The organism is Accumulibacter sp. (assembly GCF_029255125.1).
Classification (GTDB): Bacteria; Pseudomonadota; Gammaproteobacteria; order Burkholderiales; family Rhodocyclaceae; genus Accumulibacter.
Genome location: NZ_JAPUVR010000101.1, coordinates 1 through 20215, shown reverse-complemented (window position 1 = coordinate 20215; position 20215 = coordinate 1). Strand labels below are relative to the sequence as shown.

General features: G+C 64.4%; 19 protein-coding genes. 11 read left to right on the top strand and 8 right to left on the bottom strand.

The window, feature by feature from the left end:
* Positions 1–2 precede the first annotated feature (2 nt).
* From Q1L59_RS09900 to Q1L59_RS09880, 5 genes are all read right to left on the bottom strand, one after another.
* Positions 3–1715, bottom strand: a complete 1713-nt coding sequence (locus tag Q1L59_RS09900) for a type II/IV secretion system protein (RefSeq protein WP_300331594.1) — start codon at positions 1713–1715, stop codon at positions 3–5.
* 51 nt (positions 1716–1766) lie between these two features.
* Positions 1767–3116, bottom strand: a complete 1350-nt coding sequence (locus Q1L59_RS09895; protein WP_300331591.1) for a tetratricopeptide repeat protein — start codon at positions 3114–3116, stop codon at positions 1767–1769.
* The gene (locus Q1L59_RS09890) at positions 3113–4933 is read right to left on the bottom strand and encodes a type II and III secretion system protein (RefSeq protein ID WP_300331588.1); all 1821 of its coding nucleotides are present in this window, start codon (positions 4931–4933) and stop codon (positions 3113–3115) included. Before Q1L59_RS09890 ends, Q1L59_RS09895 begins: the two co-directional genes overlap by 4 nt.
* An 86-nt stretch (positions 4934–5019) precedes the next feature.
* Entirely contained in the window at positions 5020–6360 is a 1341-nt protein-coding gene (locus tag Q1L59_RS09885; RefSeq protein WP_300331585.1) for an AAA family ATPase, read from the bottom strand.
* Positions 6360–7814, bottom strand: coding sequence for a sigma-54 dependent transcriptional regulator (locus Q1L59_RS09880; protein WP_300331582.1), 1455 nt, complete (start codon positions 7812–7814; stop codon positions 6360–6362). The genes Q1L59_RS09885 and Q1L59_RS09880 overlap by 1 nt, the downstream gene beginning before the upstream one ends.
* A 100-nt stretch (positions 7815–7914) precedes the next feature.
* Here Q1L59_RS09880 and Q1L59_RS09875 point away from each other — a divergent pair, with 100 nt between their 5' ends.
* The 10 genes from Q1L59_RS09875 (at position 7915) to murA (ending at position 14948) form a co-directional block, all read left to right on the top strand.
* The gene (locus tag Q1L59_RS09875) at positions 7915–8754 is read left to right on the top strand and encodes an ABC transporter ATP-binding protein (protein ID WP_300331580.1); all 840 of its coding nucleotides are present in this window, start codon (positions 7915–7917) and stop codon (positions 8752–8754) included.
* A 23-nt stretch (positions 8755–8777) separates the two neighbouring features.
* On the top strand, positions 8778–9560 hold the full coding sequence (gene mlaE / locus Q1L59_RS09870) for a lipid asymmetry maintenance ABC transporter permease subunit MlaE (RefSeq protein WP_300331716.1): 783 nt from the start codon (positions 8778–8780) through the stop codon (positions 9558–9560).
* Positions 9560–10030 (top strand): outer membrane lipid asymmetry maintenance protein MlaD, encoded by a 471-nt coding sequence (gene mlaD / locus Q1L59_RS09865; protein ID WP_300331577.1) that lies wholly within the window; start codon positions 9560–9562, stop codon positions 10028–10030. Before mlaE ends, mlaD begins: the two co-directional genes overlap by 1 nt.
* Before the next feature lie 17 nt (positions 10031–10047).
* Complete coding sequence (locus Q1L59_RS09860; RefSeq protein ID WP_300331575.1) at positions 10048–10758, top strand: VacJ family lipoprotein; 711 nt, start codon at positions 10048–10050, stop codon at positions 10756–10758.
* A 67-nt stretch (positions 10759–10825) separates the two neighbouring features.
* Positions 10826–11440, top strand: coding sequence for a phospholipid-binding protein MlaC (locus Q1L59_RS09855; RefSeq protein ID WP_300331572.1), 615 nt, complete (start codon positions 10826–10828; stop codon positions 11438–11440).
* Complete coding sequence (locus Q1L59_RS09850; RefSeq protein WP_300331569.1) at positions 11437–11730, top strand: STAS domain-containing protein; 294 nt, start codon at positions 11437–11439, stop codon at positions 11728–11730. The genes Q1L59_RS09855 and Q1L59_RS09850 overlap by 4 nt, the downstream gene beginning before the upstream one ends.
* A 32-nt stretch (positions 11731–11762) precedes the next feature.
* On the top strand, positions 11763–12692 hold the full coding sequence (locus tag Q1L59_RS09845) for an ABC transporter ATP-binding protein (protein WP_300331566.1): 930 nt from the start codon (positions 11763–11765) through the stop codon (positions 12690–12692).
* Positions 12689–13441 (top strand): ABC transporter permease, encoded by a 753-nt coding sequence (locus Q1L59_RS09840; protein WP_300331563.1) that lies wholly within the window; start codon positions 12689–12691, stop codon positions 13439–13441. The genes Q1L59_RS09845 and Q1L59_RS09840 overlap by 4 nt, the downstream gene beginning before the upstream one ends.
* Positions 13442–13444: 3 nt before the next feature.
* Complete coding sequence (locus tag Q1L59_RS09835; protein WP_300331561.1) at positions 13445–13690, top strand: BolA/IbaG family iron-sulfur metabolism protein; 246 nt, start codon at positions 13445–13447, stop codon at positions 13688–13690.
* Positions 13683–14948 carry a UDP-N-acetylglucosamine 1-carboxyvinyltransferase gene (gene murA, locus Q1L59_RS09830; protein ID WP_300331558.1) on the top strand — a complete coding sequence of 422 codons (1266 nt, stop codon included), beginning with the start codon at positions 13683–13685 and terminating at the stop codon, positions 14946–14948. The genes Q1L59_RS09835 and murA overlap by 8 nt, the downstream gene beginning before the upstream one ends.
* Before the next feature lie 103 nt (positions 14949–15051).
* On the opposite strand, the gene Q1L59_RS09825 is transcribed toward murA, so the two are convergent.
* The 3 genes from Q1L59_RS09825 to mutL all read right to left on the bottom strand — a co-directional run bounded on the left by Q1L59_RS09825 (position 15052) and on the right by mutL (position 18408).
* Positions 15052–15348 (bottom strand): DUF3579 domain-containing protein, encoded by a 297-nt coding sequence (locus Q1L59_RS09825; protein ID WP_300331555.1) that lies wholly within the window; start codon positions 15346–15348, stop codon positions 15052–15054.
* A gap of 172 nt (positions 15349–15520) precedes the next feature.
* Positions 15521–16477 carry a tRNA (adenosine(37)-N6)-dimethylallyltransferase MiaA gene (miaA, locus tag Q1L59_RS09820; protein ID WP_300331552.1) on the bottom strand — a complete coding sequence of 319 codons (957 nt, stop codon included), beginning with the start codon at positions 16475–16477 and terminating at the stop codon, positions 15521–15523.
* A complete protein-coding gene (gene mutL, locus Q1L59_RS09815; protein WP_300331549.1) occupies positions 16474–18408 on the bottom strand; it encodes a DNA mismatch repair endonuclease MutL in 1935 nt (644 codons plus the stop codon). Before mutL ends, miaA begins: the two co-directional genes overlap by 4 nt.
* Positions 18409–18540: 132 nt before the next feature.
* Here mutL and Q1L59_RS09810 point away from each other — a divergent pair, with 132 nt between their 5' ends.
* On the top strand, positions 18541–20214 hold the full coding sequence (locus tag Q1L59_RS09810; protein ID WP_300331546.1) for a hypothetical protein: 1674 nt from the start codon (positions 18541–18543) through the stop codon (positions 20212–20214).
* Position 20215: the final 1 nt, after the last annotated feature.

Genomic DNA, 20215 nt, shown 5'->3' with positions numbered 1-20215 from the left:
CCCTACATCCGGTCGGTCAGGTCGACGACTCGGCCGACCTCTTCGAGTGAGGTCGAGCCGTCGAGCACGCGGCGCAGACCGTCGTCGGCGAGTGTGGCAAAACCCTGACGAGTGGCTAGCTGGCGCATCTCGCGCACGGTGCTGCGGCGCGCGATCAGTTCGTCCATGTCGCCGTTGACGCGTAGGAGTTCCATGATCGCCATGCGGCCGCGATAGCCCTGGAAGTCGCAGCGCTCGCAGCCGCCCGGCCGGTAGATGATCGGCCGCGCGCCGTCGGTCAGACTGCCCAGCACGTGTGCTTCATGCGCTTCCGCCTGGTAGGGCACCTTGCAGCGTACGCACAGGCGGCGGATCAGACGTTGCGCGATGATGCCTATGATGTTGCCAGCCATGATGTCGGGCAGGACGCCAATGTCGAGCAGCCGTGGAATGGCGCCGATCGCCGAATTGGTGTGCAGCGTCGAATAAACCTGATGCCCGGTCATCGCTGCGCGTAGAGCCATCGCCGCCGTATCCGCGTCGCGTACTTCGCCAACCAGGATGATGTCCGGATCTTGGCGCATGATCGAGCGGATGCCGCTGGCAAAGTCGAGCTTCAGCGATTCGCTGGCCGAAGTCTGGCGAACAAGCGTCATCGGATACTCGACCGGGTCCTCGAGGGTCATGATGTTGACCCCCTCGGAATTGATGTGGTTGAGTATCGAGTAGAGCGTCGTCGTCTTGCCGCTGCCGGTTGGTCCGGTGACGAAGACGATCCCCTCTGGCCGGGCGATCATCAGCTTGAGCTGATCGAGCTGCCGCTCGGCAAGACCGAGTCCATCGAGCGGCACGATGCCCTTTTGCCGGTCGAGAATGCGCAGGACGATGTTTTCGCCGTGGATCGTCGGCTGCACGGATGCGCGGAAATCGATCTGGCGACCACGCATGTTGAGCGCAATGCGGCCATCCTGCGGCGCGCGTGTTTCAGCGATGTTCATTCCCGCCAGAACCTTGATGCGCACAGCCATCGCTGGCCAGTACGTCTTGTGCAGCGAACGGATCTGCCGCAGCATCCCGTCGATTCGGTAGCGAATGCGCAGAAAGCCCGCTTCCGGTTCGAAATGGATGTCCGATGATTCGCGCTTGACCGCGTCGGTGAGGATCGAATCGATCAGGCGAACGACCGGCTGGCTATACTCATCGGCCGACGATTGCAGGCCGCGAAAGTCGATCTCGCCGGTCTCGATTTCGTGCAGAATCCCGTCGATCGATAGCTCGTGCCCGTACGATTGGTCGATCGCGCGATCGATTTCCGTTTCACCGGCGAGCAGCGTGTCGATCTCGATGTCGTCGCCAGCCAGTCCGCGCAGCTTGTCGAGCGCGACGATGTCGTTGATGTCGGCAATGGCGATCGTCAGTCGCCGACTCTCCTGGTCGTAATCGAGCGGCAGCAGATGGTGGCGTTTGGCCAGTTCGCGCGGAATCAGCTTGAGACCGGAAGGGTCGACGATCGCGTTGCTCAGGTCGATGCTCTGCTTGCCCAGACTCTCCGAGAGCGCGTCGCGCAAGGTCGCCTCGGAGACGAAGCCCAGCGAGACCAGCAGCTTGCCGATCGGCTGGTTCGACTTCATCTGCTCGAGCAGCGAAATGCGCAGTTGATCCTCGCTCAGGATGCCCTTGTTGATCAGCACCTGACCGAGGGGTTTCGCATGGCTTTGCGTCGGGGAGGCCTTCATCTGCGGATCAGCCGTCGGTCAGAGTCGCTGCGCGCGGGGCGTACGTCGCTCTCATGGCTGCAGCTCCTGGATTCGTCTGGCGGCAAGGCTCTTGTCGAAAGCGCTCGGTTGCTTGTCGGCAGCGACCAGTGCCATGCCGTAGTACTGCGCCGCGAGCTTGCCCTGGCGCAGGTGGTCGAGGCTTACCGCCAGATTGTAGAGATGGTCTGCGTTGTCGGGGTCCAGCCGGCAGGCATCGAAGTACGCCTGCTGCGCATCGCTCCAGCGGCCGCTGCGCGCGTAATGGTTGCCCAGGGCGAAATGCAGTGCCGGCGAATCGGGCTGGCTGGCGAGCAGCGTCTTCAGGCGGCTCTCCGTCTGGCCGCTGTCGCCCGCCCCGCGCAGATTGACCAGGGCGGCCTGCGCCGTCGCGTCGCTCGGGTCAGACTCGACTACGCGCAGGTAGAGCTCGTGCGCGCGTTCGTTCTGGCCACGACGCAGGGCGATGGCCGCCAGCCCGAGCAGTGCGTCGGAGTTCTTCCGGTCGGTGCGCAAGACCTGTTCGTAGCCGCGCTGCGCGTCGTCCACGCGATTCGCCAGCCAGGCCTCGTAGGCCAAAGCGAGCATCGTCTCGACTTGCTCGGTCGGCCGCGGCAAACTTGGATGCAGACGTACGCTGGCGGCGCGCGGCGGTGACGGGTCCTTGTCTCTCTCCTTCTCCCGGTCCTTCTCACTGTCCTTCTCACTGTCCTTGCTGATCGCCCCGAGCGGCGCGCTGGCTGTCGGTAGAGCTGCCGGTGGCGGGCGCACGGGGGTTGGCGCAATCTCGGCCGGCGGCGGCAGTGCGGGTGCAGCCGTGCTGGGTGTACCAGCCAGCGGTGCAGTCGGCGCGCCCGTCGGCACTGCTGTTGGTGCTGCCGGCGGTGCTTCGCCGAGCGCCGCGCCGGGTAGCACCGGGGCGCTCGCTGGCGGAGCTGGCGCGGGTGTCGGCGGCGTCCCGTCAAGCGCCTGCAGTTGCCACCAGAAGTAGCCGCCGATGATCACGGCGAACGCTGCGAGCAGGCCGAGAATCGGCCATAACGCCGGACGTGAGCCAGCCGGTTGCTTGGCAGCGAATACCTTGCGTGCCGTTTCGCGCTGGTCGCTCGCTTCGGCGCGCTGAATCGCTTCGCTGGTCGGCTTGACATCCGCCGCGGGCGGACGCCTGATCGGTGACGCGGCCGCCGCCGCCAGATCGGCGTCGAGCGCTTCAAGGTGGCGAGCCAGCGGCGGCAGCGTGCGCTCGGGTTCCGGCGCGGTCAGCTCCAGCGGGTCCAGGCTGAGCTCAGTCGGCGGCTGGTTGGACGCTGGACTTGGGGTCGTCGAGCCGACCTTCAGCTTGGCTTCCTCGGCGCGCCGCAGGGCATCCATCAACAGGCTCACCGCAGCGGCTCCGGCGTCGTTCCAGGCAGCGAGAAGGGCTGGAAGACCGGGTTGCTGTGGAAGAAATCCTTTTTCGGAAGAATGTCCCGGAAGCCGCTGAAGTCGCCTTCGAGCGAGGCGTCCCTGATCACCGTCGGGCGCAGCAGGACGACGAGTTCCGATTTCGCCGACGAGTTGGCGCGATTGTTCAGGACTTCGCCGATGAACGGCAGGTCGCCGAGACCCGGCACTCGGCCGGTGCGGTTGTCCAGGCGGTCTTCCATCAATCCGCCGAGGACGGCGATGTCGCCGCTCTCGATGCGCAAGACCGACTCGATCTCGCGCGTGCGGATTTGCGGCACCAGGTTTTTGATGTTGTTCTTGGCCAGGTCGGGATTGGGATCCTGCTTCAGTTCGGCGATGCTCGAGATCGACGGACGGACGTTCAGGGTGACCGTTCCGCTGTCGCTGATCTGCGCGGTCAGGCTCATGAAAAAACCGATAGAGACGGATTGCGGGGTGGTCGTCGTCGTCACCGTTGCGTTGGTATTGGTATTGCCGGGGACGATGTCCTGCTTGACGCTGAAGTAGACGAAATCCTCGGAAACCTTGAGCGTTGCTGTCTGATTGTTGAGCACCGCGAGCTTCGGGCTGGACAGGACCTTGACCGTGCCGAAGGTGCGCAGCAGCTCGACCGTAGTCATCAGATTGAGCGGGTTGGTATTGCCGTACTTGATGATGTAGGGCGTCACCGCGCTCGGCACGTTGGTCGTCAGCACCGGCTTGTTGACGGTGAAACCGCTGTTGTCGCTGCGCAGGCGGCTCCATTCGATTCCCTGCTGGTAGCCGTCGCTCAGCGTCACCTCGATGATCGTTGCTTCGATCAGCACCTGACGGCGCGCGCTGCCCATCACCCGATCAAGGAACTCCTGGACTTTTTCATGTTGCCGGCTGGTCGCTCGTACGGTGATCACGCCACCTTCCGGGTTGGCGATCACCGAGGCGGCTTCACGGAAAGTCAGCCGTTTGACCACCGTTGCCCCGCTGTTCTGCAGCGTCGCGGGATTGGGACTGGTCGCCAGTGTCGGCTGCACCTGGCTGCCGCGCGTCGCCCTGACGACTGGCGCCGGAGCGCCGGTACCGGTGGTGCTCTGCGTTGCCGCCTGCTCGGTGACCGTCTCCGTCGAGCCTTCCGGAAATACTTTGTCGGTTTCGTGCAGCAAGTCCTTCAGGTTCTTTTCCAGCGACTCCCAGAAGCGGTTCTTCGACCTGTTTTCGATCTGCAGGCGGGACGTATTCGCACTCGCCGCGCCGCCGCCTCCGGTGGCCAGCGCGCTGGTCGAGATCTGTGTGTTGGTCGAGATCGTGCCGGTGACATCGCGCGCGATGTTGACGTAATCGACCGTGTAGTTCTTCAGGTACGGCGTGTCGGGCATGACGACCAGGTTCGGGCCGTCGAGTTCGAAGCGCATGTCGATCTGCTTGGCGATACGCACGAGCAATTGCTGCAGGGTCTGGTCGATCGCGTTCAGCGTCACCTCGCCGCTCAGCCCCGGATGAATGTCGACGTTGAGGCGGGCATCGCGCGCCAGAGCAAACAGCAGGTCGTGCACGTTGACGTTGTTGACCACGACGCTATAGGTCTCCGTCTTGCCAGTGGCGCGCGGCCGGGGCAGCGAAACGCTTTGTTGGACAGGCTGCGGAATCGGTCCGGCGGGGCGGGCGCTGGTGGCCGAATCCTGCAGATGGCCGCGCGACGGCCCGCCGCTCAGCGTCGTCGGCGTGCATGCGGCCAGCAGAAGCAGGGATAGAACGACGCCAAGGACTGACGCGAACACGCTCGACACACCTCCGGCTAGAAGACGGGATGATGATACCACGCTCAGGCGCACGCACAAGTTCATGATTTTTAGCGCCTTGAAACTCATTTTCGGGAGTCTTCGCGGGGCGGCTGGCGCAGCTTGCCGACCGAGCGGACATAGGGCTTGCCACTCGGCAGGTTCTCGGCAAGCGCCGCAAGAACAGCATTGGCGGCGCTCCTGGTCGGGAAATCGCCATAGATTACGCCCAGGCGGCTGCGCCCGCCGCTGCTCGCGCGATAGACCCGGATCTGGCGCGCATCCAGAATGCCGGCCTGACGCTCGATGAAGCTGTCCACTTCGCGCTCGTTGTCCGCGTCGGTGAGTAACAACTGGATGAACGAGTGGCTATCCGGCGTCTTTTGCAGCCATTCTTCGGTCGCCGCTATGCGCTCGGCGAGCGATAGTGTCGGCGCATGGGTGGCGGACGCTTCGATGTCGTCGGCCGGAGCGGACGGCATGCGGTTCGTCGGTAGCGCCCCCAGGCGGGCCAAGGCCTGGTGACGGAGGTCGGTCTGCCCGGCGAGCAGTGCGCCCAGCCCGATGACGGCAGCGGCCGCTATGCCGGCCGCCCAAAGTCGGCGGGCGTCGTAGCGCCGGCCGAGCGGTCGGAACTCGGCGTCCCGGATCGCCGCATTGGCCTCTCGTCGGCCTATCTCGTGCCTGCCCTCGGCATACGCCGCGAGCAGTGCCTTGTCGGCCAGGATGTTGATTCTTCGTGTCAATCCCTCGGAAGCCCGGCTGATCAGGCGAACCGCGGCGGGCGTGAACGGATCGGGACCGTGGTAGCCTGCGGCGCGCAAGCGAAAGTCAAGGTAAACGCCGACATCGTTGCGGGAAAGCGCGGCGAGGTGGAAACGGTGCGTGATGCGTTCGTTCAGTTGGCGCATGTCCGTCGCGCTCAGGCGCTGATCGAGTTCGGGCTGGCCAAAAAGGACGATCTGCAGCAACTTGTGCTGTTTCGATTCGAGATTCGACAGCAGGCGGATTTCTTCGAGGGCTTCCGCCGGCATGGCCTGCGCCTCGTCGATCAGAACGACGACCTGCCGTCCGTCGGCGTAGATTTCCAGCAGGCGATCCTGCAAGGCGCCAAGCAAGCGCTGGCCGCGCTCGAGTGGCAGACCAAGTTCGGCGGCAATTGCCAACGGAATCTCGTCGCGCGACAGCATCGGGTTGGCCAGGTAGACCGTTTCGACGTTCGCCGGCAGCCTTTCAAGGAGCATTCGGCAGAGCATCGTCTTGCCGCTGCCGACCTCGCCGCTGACCTTGACGATACCTTCGTCGTGGGTGATCGCATAGAGCAGTGCGTCGAGTGTCGCGCCACGGTTGGCGCCCGGGAAGAAGAACTCGGTGTGCGGTGTGATACGAAACGGAGGCTCGCGCAGGCCAAAATGCTCGAGATACATCAGCCCTCCCGCGCCGAGGATTCCATCCGGTTGTAGAGCGTCGTCCGGTGCAGCCCGAGCAGTCGGGCAGCCTGGCTGACGTTGCCGTGCGCCAGCTTGAGGGCGGCTTCGATGTAGCCGCGCTCGGTCGCGGCGAGCAAACGATCGAGGCTGAACGGTTCGCGCTGGCGCAGGCGCTGGGTGGCGGCGGCGACGATCGCCTCGCTGGCTGTTTCGCCGCTCGCCGAGCTCGGCGGCAAACCGCTCGCCAGCGGTTCATCGGGCAGATCGAGTTCGCTCTCCAGGCGGGCCAGATCAACCACCTGCCCGGCGTACTTGCTCGTCAGGCGGATGACGATGTTGCGCAGCTCGCGAACATTGCCCGGGAAATCGTAGTCCAGCCAGCGGGTGGTGGCTTGTTCGCTGAGCGTGAATGCTTCCTGTTGCGCCTGCTCGGCATAGACCCGGCGAAAGTGGTCGAGCAGGACGATCTTGTCATCGCCCATTTCGCGCAACGGCGGCGCGCTGATCGAACAGACCGACAGGCGATGGTAGAGGTCCGCACGAAAGCTGCCCGACTTGACTTCCTTGCGCAGATCACGGTTGGTCGCGGCGATGATGCGCGCCTGGCTGACGCGTCGCTGGGTTTCGCCAAGACGCTGGTAGTCGCCGTTTTCCAGTACGCGCAGCAGCTTTGCCTGGACCTCGAGCGGCAGCTCGCCGATCTCGTCGAGAAAGAGCGTGCCCTCGCCAGCGTCTTCGAAATAGCCCGGCTTGCTCGTAACGGCGCCGGTAAACGCGCCGCGCGCGTAGCCGAACAGCGTTGCCTCGACGAGGTTGGGCGAGATTGCGGCGCAATTGAGCGCCAGGAAGGGCCGATGCCGCCGCCGCGTGTCGTGATGCAGGCAGCGCGCAGCGATGATTTCCTTGCCGCTGCCCGATTCGCCTTCAATCAGGACCGGGAAAGGCAGCTCGGCGTACTGGCGCAACTGGACCCATAGCTTCTGAATGGCCGGGCTGTTGCCGATCAGCGGCGACACCGCGTCGCCCGCGCCAGCCAACGACTGAAAGGCCAGCGCGCGTTCGAGCACCTGTTGAAGTTCTGCCGGGTGGCATGGCTTGCCGACGAACTCCGCGGCGCCCAGCGTGCGTGCGTGGCGCGCGTTGCCCTCGTCGCTTTGTCCGGAAAGGACGACGATGCGCATTCCTGGCGACAGCCTGAGCAGTTCCGCGATCAGCGCAAAGCCTTCATCGGGGCGATGCGGCAGGGGCGGCAGGCCAAGGTCGATCAGGGCGAGATCAGGCGCCCGGCGCAATTGCCGCAGAAGCTGCAGACAGGACGCGCGCGCATGGCTGGTGACCACCTCGAAGCGCCCGCTCAGCGCCAGGCTCAAGCCGTCGCAAATCAGCGGATCGTCGTCGACCAGCAGCAGGAGGGGCTTGTCCAGGCTTGAGTGATTCGGCAATGAGCGCATGTAATGCCTGTCCGCACAGGAAAAAACAACAAATGTGCATTATTCCACAATTATATTAGCGCCAAGTAAATCACGTCGACGATGATGGCGGTCAGGTATAATGCACGGTCCTTTTTTTCCGGAATGCGCAGTGCCTGCCGACAACCTTGTCGAGATCGAGAGTCTTGATTTTGCCTACGACGACCGGGTCATTCTGAACGGAATAAGCCTGACGATTCCGCGTGGCAAGGTGGTCGCCATCATGGGCGGCTCCGGCTGTGGCAAGACCACGTTGCTCAGACTGATCGGCGGCCAGCTCAGACCCAGCCGCGGCGAAATCCGGGTCGACGGCCTGTCCGTTCCCGCGCTGAGCAGTGCCGATCTCTATGCCTTGCGGCGGCGAATGGGCATGCTCTTCCAGTTTGGCGCCCTGTTCACCGACATTTCGGTTTTCGACAACGTCGCCTATCAGATGCGCGAACATACCACCCTGCCGGAAGAGCTGATTCGCGACATGGTTCTGTTGAAGCTCAACGCGGTCGGCCTGCGCGGGGCGCATGGCTTGATGCCGGCCGAACTGTCGGGCGGCATGGCGCGTCGCGTCGCGCTGGCGCGCGCCATTTCGCTCGATCCGATGCTGATCATGTACGACGAACCCTTCGCCGGCCTCGACCCGATTTCGCTCGGCGTCATCGGCCAACTGATCCGCAAGCTGAACGACGCGCTCGGCGCGACGACGATCATGGTCACCCATGATATTCAGGAATCGCTGCTGATCGTCGATTTCATCTACTTCATGTCGGACGGCAAGGTCGTCGCGCTCGGCACGCCCGACGAGATCAGAGCCTCGCGCCATCCTTTCGTGCACCAGTTCGTCTGCGCCGAAGCGGATGGGCCGGTTCCCTTCCACTATCCGGCCGCTCCGCTGGCCGCTGAACTGCTGGCGGACGGTCGCGCATGAACCAGCCGCGCCAGCCGTGGTCCTTGCCGGTGATCGTCGGCAGCATTGGACGACCGGTCAATAACGCGCTGCAGCGACTGGGTTTCGCCAGCCGCTTCTTCGTCATGCTGCTGTTCTGCTCAGGGCAGTCGTTCCGGCGTTTGCACCTGACCCTGCGCGAGATCTATTTCTCCGGCTTCCAGTCGCTCCTGATCATCATGGTCTCCGGTCTGTTCATCGGCATGGTGCTCGGCATGCAGGGCTACGAGACGCTGCAGCGCTATGGCTCGGCCGAAGCGCTCGGCGTTCTCGTCGCCTTGTCGCTCGTCCGCGAGCTCGGTCCAGTGGTCGCTGCGCTGCTCTTCGCCTCGCGCGCCGGGTCTTCGATCACCGCCGAGATCGGACTGATGAAGGCAACCGAGCAGCTTACGGCGATGGACATGATGGCGGTCAACCCGATCGCCCGCGTCGTTGCCCCACGCTTCTGGGGCGGCGTGCTGTCGATGCCGCTGCTCGCCGCGATCTTCTCGAGCACCGGTGTTTTCGGTGGCTATCTGATCGGCGTCGTCTTCATCGGCGTCGACGAGGGCGCTTTCTGGTCGCAGATGCAGGCCTCGGTCGACTTTCGCTTCGATGTTTGGAGTGGCATCGTCAAGAGCTTCGTCTTCGGTATTGCCGTGTCGCTGATCGCCGTCTTTGAGGGCTACGATGCCGTGCCGACGGCCGAGGGCGTTTCGGGGTCGATCAAGAGCACTGTTGTCAAGTCGGCGCTCGCCATTCTGGCGCTGGACTTCGTATTGACCTCATTCATGTTCCGGGAGGCTTGATGAGTCGCAAGGTACTCGACCTCTGGGTCGGTTTTTTCGTCGCCTTGGGAATGGCTGCCCTGCTCGTGCTGGCGCTCAAGGTGGGCAATCTGTCGGGGGCAAATTTCGCCGAAACGTATGCGCTTACCGCCAAGTTTGCTAACATCGGTGGTCTCAAGGTGCGCGCTCCGGTGAAGAGTGCCGGCGTCGTCGTCGGGCGCGTCACCGACATCCGCTTCGACGCGCAGAGCTATGAAGCCGTGGTGACCCTGTACATCGATGGCCGCTATCGTTTTCCCAAGGATACATTTGCCTTGATTCTTACCGCCGGACTGTTGGGCGAGCAGTACATTGGTCTCGATCCCGGTGGCGACGAGAAGATGCTCGCTGCGGGTGACGCCATCGCCAAGACGCAATCGGCCGTGGTGCTTGAAAAACTGATCAGCCAGTTCATGTTCAACAAGGCGTCCGAAGGGCCCAGCGGCAACTGAAGCAGGGAGGGAATCCAGTGAAACAAGGCCAGTCAACTCCACTCGCCGCTGTCGCAATGGCGCTCGCTTTGTCTTGCGGCGGTTGCGCAACCACCGCGAACAACCCGAAGGATCCCTTCGAATCGTTCAATCGGGCGATGTTTGCCGTCAATGAGGGGATCGATGTCGTCGTCAAGCCGGTCGCGCAAGGCTACGATGCGGCCGCTCCCTTGCCGGTCAAAGTGATCATCGGCAACTTCTTCGGCAACATCTGGGACGGCTGGACGGCGGTCAACAACCTGTTGCAGGGCAAGCCTGAGCAGGCGGTTTCCGATGTCGGGCGCGTGCTGATCAACTCGACGGTCGGCATCGGCGGTGCTTTCGATGTCGCCAGCGAAATGGGGCTGGCCAAACACAGCGAGGAGTTTGGCCAGACGCTGGGGCGCTGGGGAGTGCCGGACGGTCCCTTTTTCTACTGGCCGATCATCGGTCCGCGCACGACGCGTGATACGCTCGGCTGGGGTGTTGACATCCTCTACGATCCGGTAGCGCGCATCGACCGCGTTCCCTTGCGCAACAGCCTGCTGGGAACGCGCATCATCGACATGCGGGCGAGCTTGCTGCCGACCGACAAGGTGGTCGAGGAGGCGGCCTTCGACAAGTACAGCTACATCAGGGACGCCTATCTGCAGCATCGGCGCAGCGAGATTTACGACGGCAACCCGCCGCGGTTGCGCCCGGAGGAGTGATCGTCGCCGTCGTCCGTCACGGCGATGCTGCGTTAAGCCACTAGCCTTTCTGGTTGGGAACCATCTCATGAAATCGTTCTGCTCGCTCCTTGTTGCCCTTTTTCTCAGCCTGTCTGTCGCCCTGGCGCAGGAGGTGGCGCCTGATGCGCTGGTCCGCCAGGTGACCGACGACGTACTGAACATCGTTCGCCAGGACAAGGACATTCAGGGCGGCAACACGCGCAAGGCGATCGATCTGGTTGAAAGCAAGGTATTGCCGTATTTCAACTTCCAGCGCATGACGGCGCTCGCCGTCGGGCGCGACTGGAGCAAGGCGACGCCGGAACAGAAGAAGCGCCTCGCCGATGAGTTCAAGACGCTGCTCGTGCGGACCTACTCGAACGCGCTGACTTCGTACAAGAACCAGACCGTTTCCTACAAGCCGAGCAAGCTGCAGGCGGGCGAGAGCGATGTTCTGATCAAAACCGAAATCCTGCAGCCCGGCAGCAAACCGGTGCAACTCGACTACGCTCTGGAAAAGCAGGGAAATGCGTGGAAGGTCTACGACGTGATCGTTGCCGGCGTCAGCCTGGTGACCAACTACCGTGATACCTTTGGTCAGGAAGTGCGCAACAGCGGAATCGACGGCCTGATCCAGATGCTGGTCAACCGGAACAAGCAGCTTGAATCCGGAAAGAAATGATTGCTCGCGACAACGGTACCCTGTGCGTCAGTGCCCCGATGCTGATCGCCAACGCAGCGGATCTGCTGGCGGCCGGGCGTGACAGCCTGCGCTCCGCGCCGCCGGCGGGACTCGTCCTGATCGACCTCGGCCAGGTGCAAGAGGTCGACTCGTCAGCCCTGAGCGTCGTTTTTGCCTGGTTGCGTACGGCAGCCCGACAGGGTGTCGGCGTGCGCCTGGTCAACCCGCCGGCGAGCATGCTCAGCCTGGCCGAGCTCTACGGAGTGTCCGAACTCCTGCCGCTCGCCTGATGGCGCCAGACGGCTTCGTCCACTGACCTGGCATGAACGTTGCCGTATCGATTGATCGGGTCGAGAAACGCTTCTCTTCTCTGCAGGCGTTGGCCGGCGTCTCGCTGCAGATTGGTGAGGGTGAGTTTTTCGGTCTGCTGGGCCCGAATGGCGCCGGCAAGACGACGCTGATTTCCTGTCTGGCCGGTCTCGTCCGTCCCGACGCCGGCCGCCTCGACGTGCTTGGCCACGATGTCGTCAGCGACTACCGCGCCGCCCGCCGGCTGCTTGGCGTCGTGCCGCAGGAACTGGTCTTCGACCCCTTTTTCTCGGTGCGCGAAACCTTGCGCATCCAGTCGGGTTACTTCGGCATTCGACGCAACGACGACTGGATCGACGAGATTCTCGCCAACCTCGACCTGACCGGCAAGGCCGATGTCAACATGCGCCGCCTTTCGGGCGGCATGAAGCGTCGCGTCCTGGTCGCCCAGGCGCTGGTCCACAAGCCGCCGGTGATCGTCCTCGACGAGCCGACGGCGGGCGTGGACGTCGAGCTGCGCCAGGGTCTGTGGCAGTTCATTCGCCGGCTCAATCGCGACGGACACACAGTCATCCTGACCACGCACTATCTCGAGGAAGCGGAGGCGCTGTGCAGCCGAATTGCCATGCTCAAGCAGGGGCGCATCGTCGCGCTCGACACGACGAGCAACCTGCTGGCCCGCTTTGCCGGACAGACGTTGACGGTACGCCTGGCAGGTGCGGTGCCGCTGCCGCCGGAACTGCACGCGCGTGCGACCGGCGGCGAGGGAAGCTGGAGTTTCCACCTCAGCCGCCTGGGCGAGATTGAGCCGGTATTGGCGACGCTGCGCCAATCTGGCTGCCTGATCGACGACCTGCGTCTGAGCCAGGCCGATCTCGAAGACGTCTTTCTCGGCGTGATGCAAAGCAGCTGCGACAGCGGCGGGGCGCGCGCAGCACGATGATCGGTTTCCGTACGCTGCTTTACAAGGAAGTGCTGCGCTTCTGGAAAGTCAGTTTCCAGACCGTTGCCGCGCCCGTGCTCACCGCTTTGCTTTACCTGCTGATTTTTTCGCACGTCCTCGACCGGCACGTCGAAGTTCACGGCGTGCCCTACACGGCTTTCCTGATTCCCGGTCTGGTCATGATGTCGGCGCTGCAGAACGCTTTTGCCAACACCTCATCGAGCTTGATCCAGTCGAAGGTCACCGGCAGCGTCGTTTTCGTCCTGTTGCCGCCGATTTCCTATGGCGAATTCTTTCTTGCCTACGTCGTCGCCGCCATCCTGCGCGGCTTGCTGGTCGGTGTCGGCGTTCTCCTGGTGACCCTATGGTTTGCCGTTCCCGATTTTGCCTCGCCCTTGTGGATTCTCGTCTTCGTCGTTCTCGGTGGCGGCATCATGGGAGCGCTGGGAATGGTCGCCGGGATTTGGGCCGACAAGTTCGATCAACTGGCGGCTTTCCAGAACTTCCTGATCATGCCGCTGACGATGCTCTCGGGCGTCTTCTACTCGATTCACTCCTTGCCCGCCTTCTGGCAGAACGTTTCGCACTTCAATCCGGTGTTCTACATGATTGACGGCTTCCGCTACGGCTTCTTCGGCGTCTCCGACGTGCCGCCCGAAGTCAGTCTGGCAGTCATTCTCACCAGTCTTCTGGTGGTCTCCGCGGCAACGCTGGCGTTGCTCAGAAGTGGTTACAAACTGAGGTCCTGAAACATGATGCTTCCCGAAACGATCCACGCCATCATCGCCGAAGCGCTGCCTTGCGAGCATCTGCAGGTGACCGGTGACGGCCAGCACTTCGCCGCCCTGATCGTCAGTGCCGCTTTCGCCGGCAAGAGCCGCGTGCAACGGCAGCAGCAGGTCAACCAGGTGCTGCGCTCGCATTTCGACAGTGGCGAACTGCACGCGCTGTCGATGACCACGCGCACGCCTGAGGAATGGAGCGCCTTGAATGGATAAGCTGCTGATTCGCGGCGGTACGGCGCTGCGCGGTGAGGTCGCCATTTCGGGCGCAAAGAACGCCGCGTTACCCATCCTCTGCGCCAGTCTCCTGGCGGCTGAACCGCTCTATCTGAGCAATCTCCCGCAGCTCAGGGACGTGTCGACGATGCTGCGGCTACTCGAACAGATGGGCGTCGAAGTCGTTTGCCACGCGCCCGACATGGTGTCGCTGAACAGTCGCGGCTTGCACAACCCGCTCGCTCCGTACGACATGGTCAAGACGATGCGGGCGTCGATCCTGGTGCTTGGCCCCTTGCTCGCACGGCACGGTGAAGCACGCGTTTCACTGCCTGGCGGGTGCGCCATCGGCGCGCGCCCGGTGGAACAGCATATCAAGGGCCTGCAGGCGATGGGGGCAGAGGTCAACGTCGAGCACGGTTACATCCATGCCTGCTGCGCAGCGGACAAGGGCCGCCTGCAAGGCGCCTGCATCGTCACGGACATGGTGACGGTGACCGGCACGGAAAACCTGATGATGGCTGCCGTCCTGGCCGAAGGCGAGACGATCATCGAAAACGCGGCGCGCGAACCGGAAGTGGTCGACCTGGCCGATTGTCTGATTTCGATGGGGGCGCAGATCTCCGGTGCCGGCACCGACAAGATCCGGATTCGCGGCGTCGAACGTCTGCATGGCGCACGGCACTCGATCATGGCCGATCGCATCGAAACCGGTACGTATCTCTGCGCCGCAGCAGCAACCGGCGGTGAGGTCAGGCTGACCAGAACCTCGGCTGCCTACCTCGACGCCGTGGTCGACAAGCTGCTCGACGCCGGCTGCGACATCGTCACCGAACGCGACGCCATTCGGCTGAAAGCCCCTGCCCGCCTGAAGGCGGTCAGCGTCCGCACCTCGCCGTATCCGGCGTTTCCCACCGACATGCAGGCGCAGTTCATGGCGATCAACTGCGTCGCCGAGGGCTCGGCAGTCATTCGCGAGACGATCTTCGAGAATCGTTTCATGCACGCCGTCGAACTCATCCGCCTCGGGGCGGACATCAGGATCGACGCCAACAATGCGATGGTGACCGGTGTCGAGCGCCTCGATGGGGCAACGGTGATGGCCACCGACCTGCGCGCTTCGGCCAGCCTGGTCATCGCCGGGCTGGTCGCGCAAGGCGAGACAGTGATCGACCGGATCTACCACCTGGATCGCGGCTACGAAAAGATCGAGGAGAAGCTCAGACAGCTTGGCGCGCGCGTCGAGCGGATCCGCTGAGCGGCAGCGCGGCGAGTCGAGGCGACGCCGTCAGTCTGCGCCAGCGAGCGCGCGCAGACCCCATCCTGGCGGGGCTTGCCAGGCGCTTGCCGGGCTTGTCGTTCTAGGCCGGGACGGCCGCCGGTGCATCCTGGATGAGCTGCAGGTCGTTGTCCTGGGCGAAATGCAGAACGAAGCGATAGGCCATCGGTTCGATCTCGTACAAGCGCCCATCGACGAAAACCGCCTTCTCGCCCTTATGGTTGCGCGGGCCGACGTAGGGCGAATAACGCATTCTCTTTTCGGCGCCAAAAGCCGAGAGAACACCGCATAGTCTCTCGGCCCAGTCGCTGGGCCGGAACCGCTTGCCGGAAGTCGTCACACCGACGATGATGAACGAGGAGTGCGTTGAAGTGGTCATGTCCTGGTGAAGTCGTAACGCGGCGCACCGCAGTGGTCTCGATAGCGGGTTTCGCCTGCCGTCGTTCGGCTGGAAACGGCATCGATCATCCGATTCTACCAGAAAGAACGGCCGCTCATCGTCTCTTACCGCCGGCCCCTGAACGCTTGCCGGTGCACTTGCGGCCCGCGGTTCAAGCGAAGAGCGGTGCGACCAGCCGCATGACGCGCGCCGGCAGATCGCTCGCCAGGCAATCGACGACCTGTGGCCGCAGCGTATTGGCCAGCCAGGTGATCTGGCGCTTGGCCAGTTGGCGCGTGGCGTAGATCCCGCGCTCGCGCAGTTCCTCGCGTGGCGCTTTCCCCTCGATGACCTCCCAGACCTGTCGGTAGCCGACGCAGCGCATCGCCGGCAGCTCGCCGTGCAGTCGATAAGTGCTGCGCAGACGTTCGACTTCGCTTTCCAGACCCGCCGCCAGCATGCCGTCGAAGCGCTCCGCGATGCGTTGATGCAAGTCGCTGCGCGCGCTCGGGAGCAGACCGACGGCGAGAAGCTGGTGCGTCGGCGGTGGCCGTTCGCGCCTAGCGAGCAGCGCAGATAGCGGGCGTCCGGTGAGCTCGAAGACTTCGAGCGCGCGCTGAATGCGCTGCGCGTCGGTAGTCGGCAGGCGTGCGGCGGTGGCCGGGTCGACCGCGGCAAGCTCGGCGTGCAGCGCCGGCCAACCGTGCGCCGCGGCCTTCAGATCGAGCGCTGCGCGCAGCCCGGCGTCGGCCGACGGGAGTTCGGCGAGGCCGTCGAGCAGCGCCTTGAAGTACAGCATCGTTCCGCCGACGAGCAGCGGTACGCGCCCGGCCTGGCTGATTTCGTTCATCGCGGCGAGTGCATCGCGCCGGAAGCGCGCCGCTGAATACGCTTCTTCCGGGCTGATCAGGTCGATCAGGCGATGTGGAAAAGCGGCCAGCGTTGCCGCGTCGGGCTTCGCCGTGCCGATCACCATGTCACGGAAGACCTGCGCCGAATCGACGCTGATCAGCTCGACCGGGAATCGGCGGGCAAGCTCGAGCGCGACCGCGGTCTTTCCGGCGGCGGTCGGCCCCATCAGCAGGATCGCCGGCGGCAGCGCAGGAGCGGGCGGCGCGCCGGCGTTCATCGGCCGCGCAGAAATTGACGGTCGAGATCGGCCAGCGTCAGTTGCATCCACGTCGGGCGGCCGTGATTGCAATGGCCGGCGCGCTCGGTGGCTTCCATCTGGCGCAGCAGGGCGTTCATCTCGGCCGGTGCAAGCTGGCGCCGGGCACGCACGGCGCCGTGGCAGGCCAGTTCGGCGAGAAACTCGTTACGCCGCGTCGTCATCAGTTGCGTCACGCCGTGCGTGCGCAGTTCGCTGAGCAAGGTGCGCACCAGCGGCGCGGGATCGGCGCCGACGAGCAGCGTGGGCAGACTGCGGACGGCAAGCTGGCGTGGTCCGACCACCGCCAGATCGAAACCCAGCTCGTGTAGCGTCTCGGCGTTCTCGTCGGCTGCCGCCAGATCAAGTGGTTCGAGGTGAATCACCGCTGGAATCAGCAGTGCCTGGGTCGCCAGCTTCTGCCCGTCCAGCGCCTGCTTCAGCTTCTCGTAGAGGATGCGCTCGTGCGCCGCGTGCAGGTCGACGACGACCAGACCCTGGCTGTTCTGAGCCAGGATATAGACGCCGTGCAACTGGCCCAGCGCGTAGCCGAGAAGCGGCGTCGCCGCCAGTTCCGGCGCGCCGTCGCCGTTCGTCGCATCAGCCGGCGCGCGGGCGAAGGCCGCGTAATCGGCCGCCAGCGGGGGTTCGGCGGCGACCGGCGGCGTGCTGAAGGTCGGTCGCTGGCCACTCGAGGCGGCAGAACGCCCGGCAAATGGCAGACTCGCGGCGCGCTCGGGCAGCGGCTTGAACGGACTACCGAAAGCGCTGCCGAAGCGGGTGCCGAAAACGCCGGCTGACGCGCCGAGGACCGGGTTTGCGCGAGCAGCCGACGAGTCCGACGTGGCGGTCGAAGAAGCGTCTGGGGCGCTGGGGGGGGCCAGCGCGCGCGTACCGCCGCCGCCGTCGGCCAAGGGGCTGGCGAGGACGCGCTGTACGGCGTGATAGACCAGTTGGTGGACGCTGCGCGGATCGCGGAAGCGGACCTCGGTTTTCTGCGGGTGGACGTTGACGTCGACGGTCGCCGGGTCGACTTCGATGAACAGGCAGTATGCTGGGTAGCGGCTACCGTGCAGCAGGTCCTGGTAGGCTTCGCGCACGGCGTGCGCGAGCAGCTTGTCGCGCACGAAGCGGCCGTTGACGTAGCAATACTGTGCGTCGGCGCGGGCCCGCGAATAGGCGGGCAGCGCACAGTGGCCGGCGACGCGCAGGCTGGCGCCGGCCACATCGACGGAACGCGATTCGGCGAGAAAGTCGTCGCCGAGGATGGCGCCGACACGCTCGCGCGCCTCGCCGGCGGTGAGCCGGAAACTTTGCCGGCCGTTGTGCGTCAGCGTGAAAGCGACCGCCGGATGCGCCAGCGCGGTGCGTCGGACGATTTCCGCGCAGTGCGCGAATTCGGTGTTGTCCGACTTGAGGAACTTGCGCCGTGCCGGCGTGTTGTAATACAGGTCGCGCATTTCGACGACCGTCCCGGCGGCCAGCGCCGCTGGTTCGAGCGACGCGCCGGGCTGGCCGGCGAGCCGCCAGGCGTGCCCGCCGGCGTCGCGCTCGCTGCTTGACCGGCTGGTCAGCGTCAGGTGCGCAACGGCCGCTACCGAGGCGAGTGCCTCGCCGCGAAAACCGAGTGTGGCGACGCGTTCGAGGTCGTCCAACGAAGCAATTTTCGACGTTGCGTGTCGAGTGAGCGCCAACGCCAGCTCGTCGCGCGCGATTCCGCAGCCGTCGTCACTGACCCGGATCAGCTTGACGCCGCCTTCCTCGAGCTCGATGCGGATCGCCGAACTGCCGGCATCGAGCGCGTTCTCGAGCAGTTCCTTGAGCACTGAAGCCGGCCGTTCGACGACCTCGCCGGCGGCGATCTGGCTGATCAGCAGCTCGGGCAGCAGATGAATGCGGGGTGCGGCGGGCATGCGCGGATTATACCGGCAGGGCCGCAGACGCGCCGTCGGTCCGCGTGCCGGGCTGCCGGCGATACAATGCGCGGCGCGAAGTCGGTTCGCCGGGAACCCGTCCGGCGGCATCTCGCTCAGGAGGAGAAGTCGATGGAACTGAGTAGCGCCCCCGCACAGCCCGAGGCCGAGCAGCGCGTGCGACACTTCCGCCAGATCCTGCTCTGGCCGCTGCAACTGATGCCGCTCGCTGACGACGCACCGTTCACCGAGCCCTACGAGCTGCTGCTCGCAGGCGGCCCCGACAATCCCTGGCGCGAATTGCTCGACGAGTTTTCCGGCGACGCGCAGGCGTTTCAGGAACGCCACTACAGCGAATTCGTCACCTTCCTGCCCTACGTCCAGCGCTTCCTGTATGGCGAAAGCGGCGGCGAGGCGGGCGACCGGCGCGCTGGCGAGTCGCCGATCCGTGTCTTTCGCCGCTACGACATCGCGTTCGCGCGCATGAGCTTCAAGGACAGCGAACAGCCGCTCGATTTCACCGTCGTCCATCTCGACCTCTATTTCTTCTACGACATCGACGTCGTCATCCTGGCGCTCGAAATCGCCGCCGACGATCTCGACTTGGCGCGCGTGCAGGACACGCTCTATCGCTTCGGGCGCGCCTATCCGCCATACTGGGACGACGATGGGAGCGGCGGCCATTGCCTGCGGCGCAGCGAATGGATCGCCGCCGACGGGCGTGTGCTTGCCGTTTCCGACTACGAGGAACGGCAGAAATACCTTGCCTTCGTCAGCCGCTTCCGCGCTCCGTGCATCGCCGCGCACTGGGAATTCCTTCTCCGGCCTCTGGTCTTTCACCACTCCGACGAAGCGGGCGCGGTCCGTTACCGGCAGATCGAATACCACCGCATGCCGCTGCTCGCCTACCTGGCGCTCGACGACCCGGCGAGCCTCAGCCGGGGCGATTTCGCTCGTCTGGTATTCGTTGCCGGGCCTGGCCGCAAAGGCTCGCTGCCCTATTCGGACCAGCATCTCGCCGGCTTCGAAGCGCGGTACTGCCACGATCGCTACTGGCACCCGCAAGCGGCCGAACCGGGTACCCGGCTGCTCTCCTGTGGGCACGCCTTCGTCATGGTCGGCAGCGCGCGCGACGCCTACTTCACCGGCAGCGAGAACGGCCTGCTCGGCCAGTTTCGCCACCAGTTCTTTCTGCTCGCGCTCATCCCGCACTTCCACAAGGCGGCGCTGCTGATGCTCTCCGACCGTCTGGTCAGCGAACTCAACCGGCTGCAGATCGGCAACGCCGAGTCGGTCAAGCGCTTCAAGCGGGCGATTCGCCAAATCCTCGAAATCTTTCTGCGTTTCACGCATCGCTACTGGTTTACCGAGATCTCCGATCAGGCGCAGGCGCGCGCCATTTTCACGATGACGCGCGACCATCTGGGCAGCGAGCAGCTCTACCGCGAACTGCGCGAAGAAATCCAGGACATGAGCCAGTACCTCGACAGCGACAGCCTGCGCCGACAAGCCAATACCGTCGTCCGCCTGACCGTCGTCACCACCGCCGGACTGGTCGCGACGATCACCACCGGTTTCCTGGGAATCAACCTGATCGACGCTGCCGCCTCGTCCTTGCTCGAAAAGATCATCTTCTTCACCGCCGTCGCCATCCCCTCGGCGCTGCTCACCGGCTTCGCCATTGTCAAATCCAAGGCGCTGTCCGACTTCCTCGAAGCGCTTTCCGACGAACGCCTGACGCAGCGCCAAAAGCTGGCCTCGCTGCTTGCCGTCTGGGGGAAGAAAGGGCGCCGCACGCTGCGCTGAG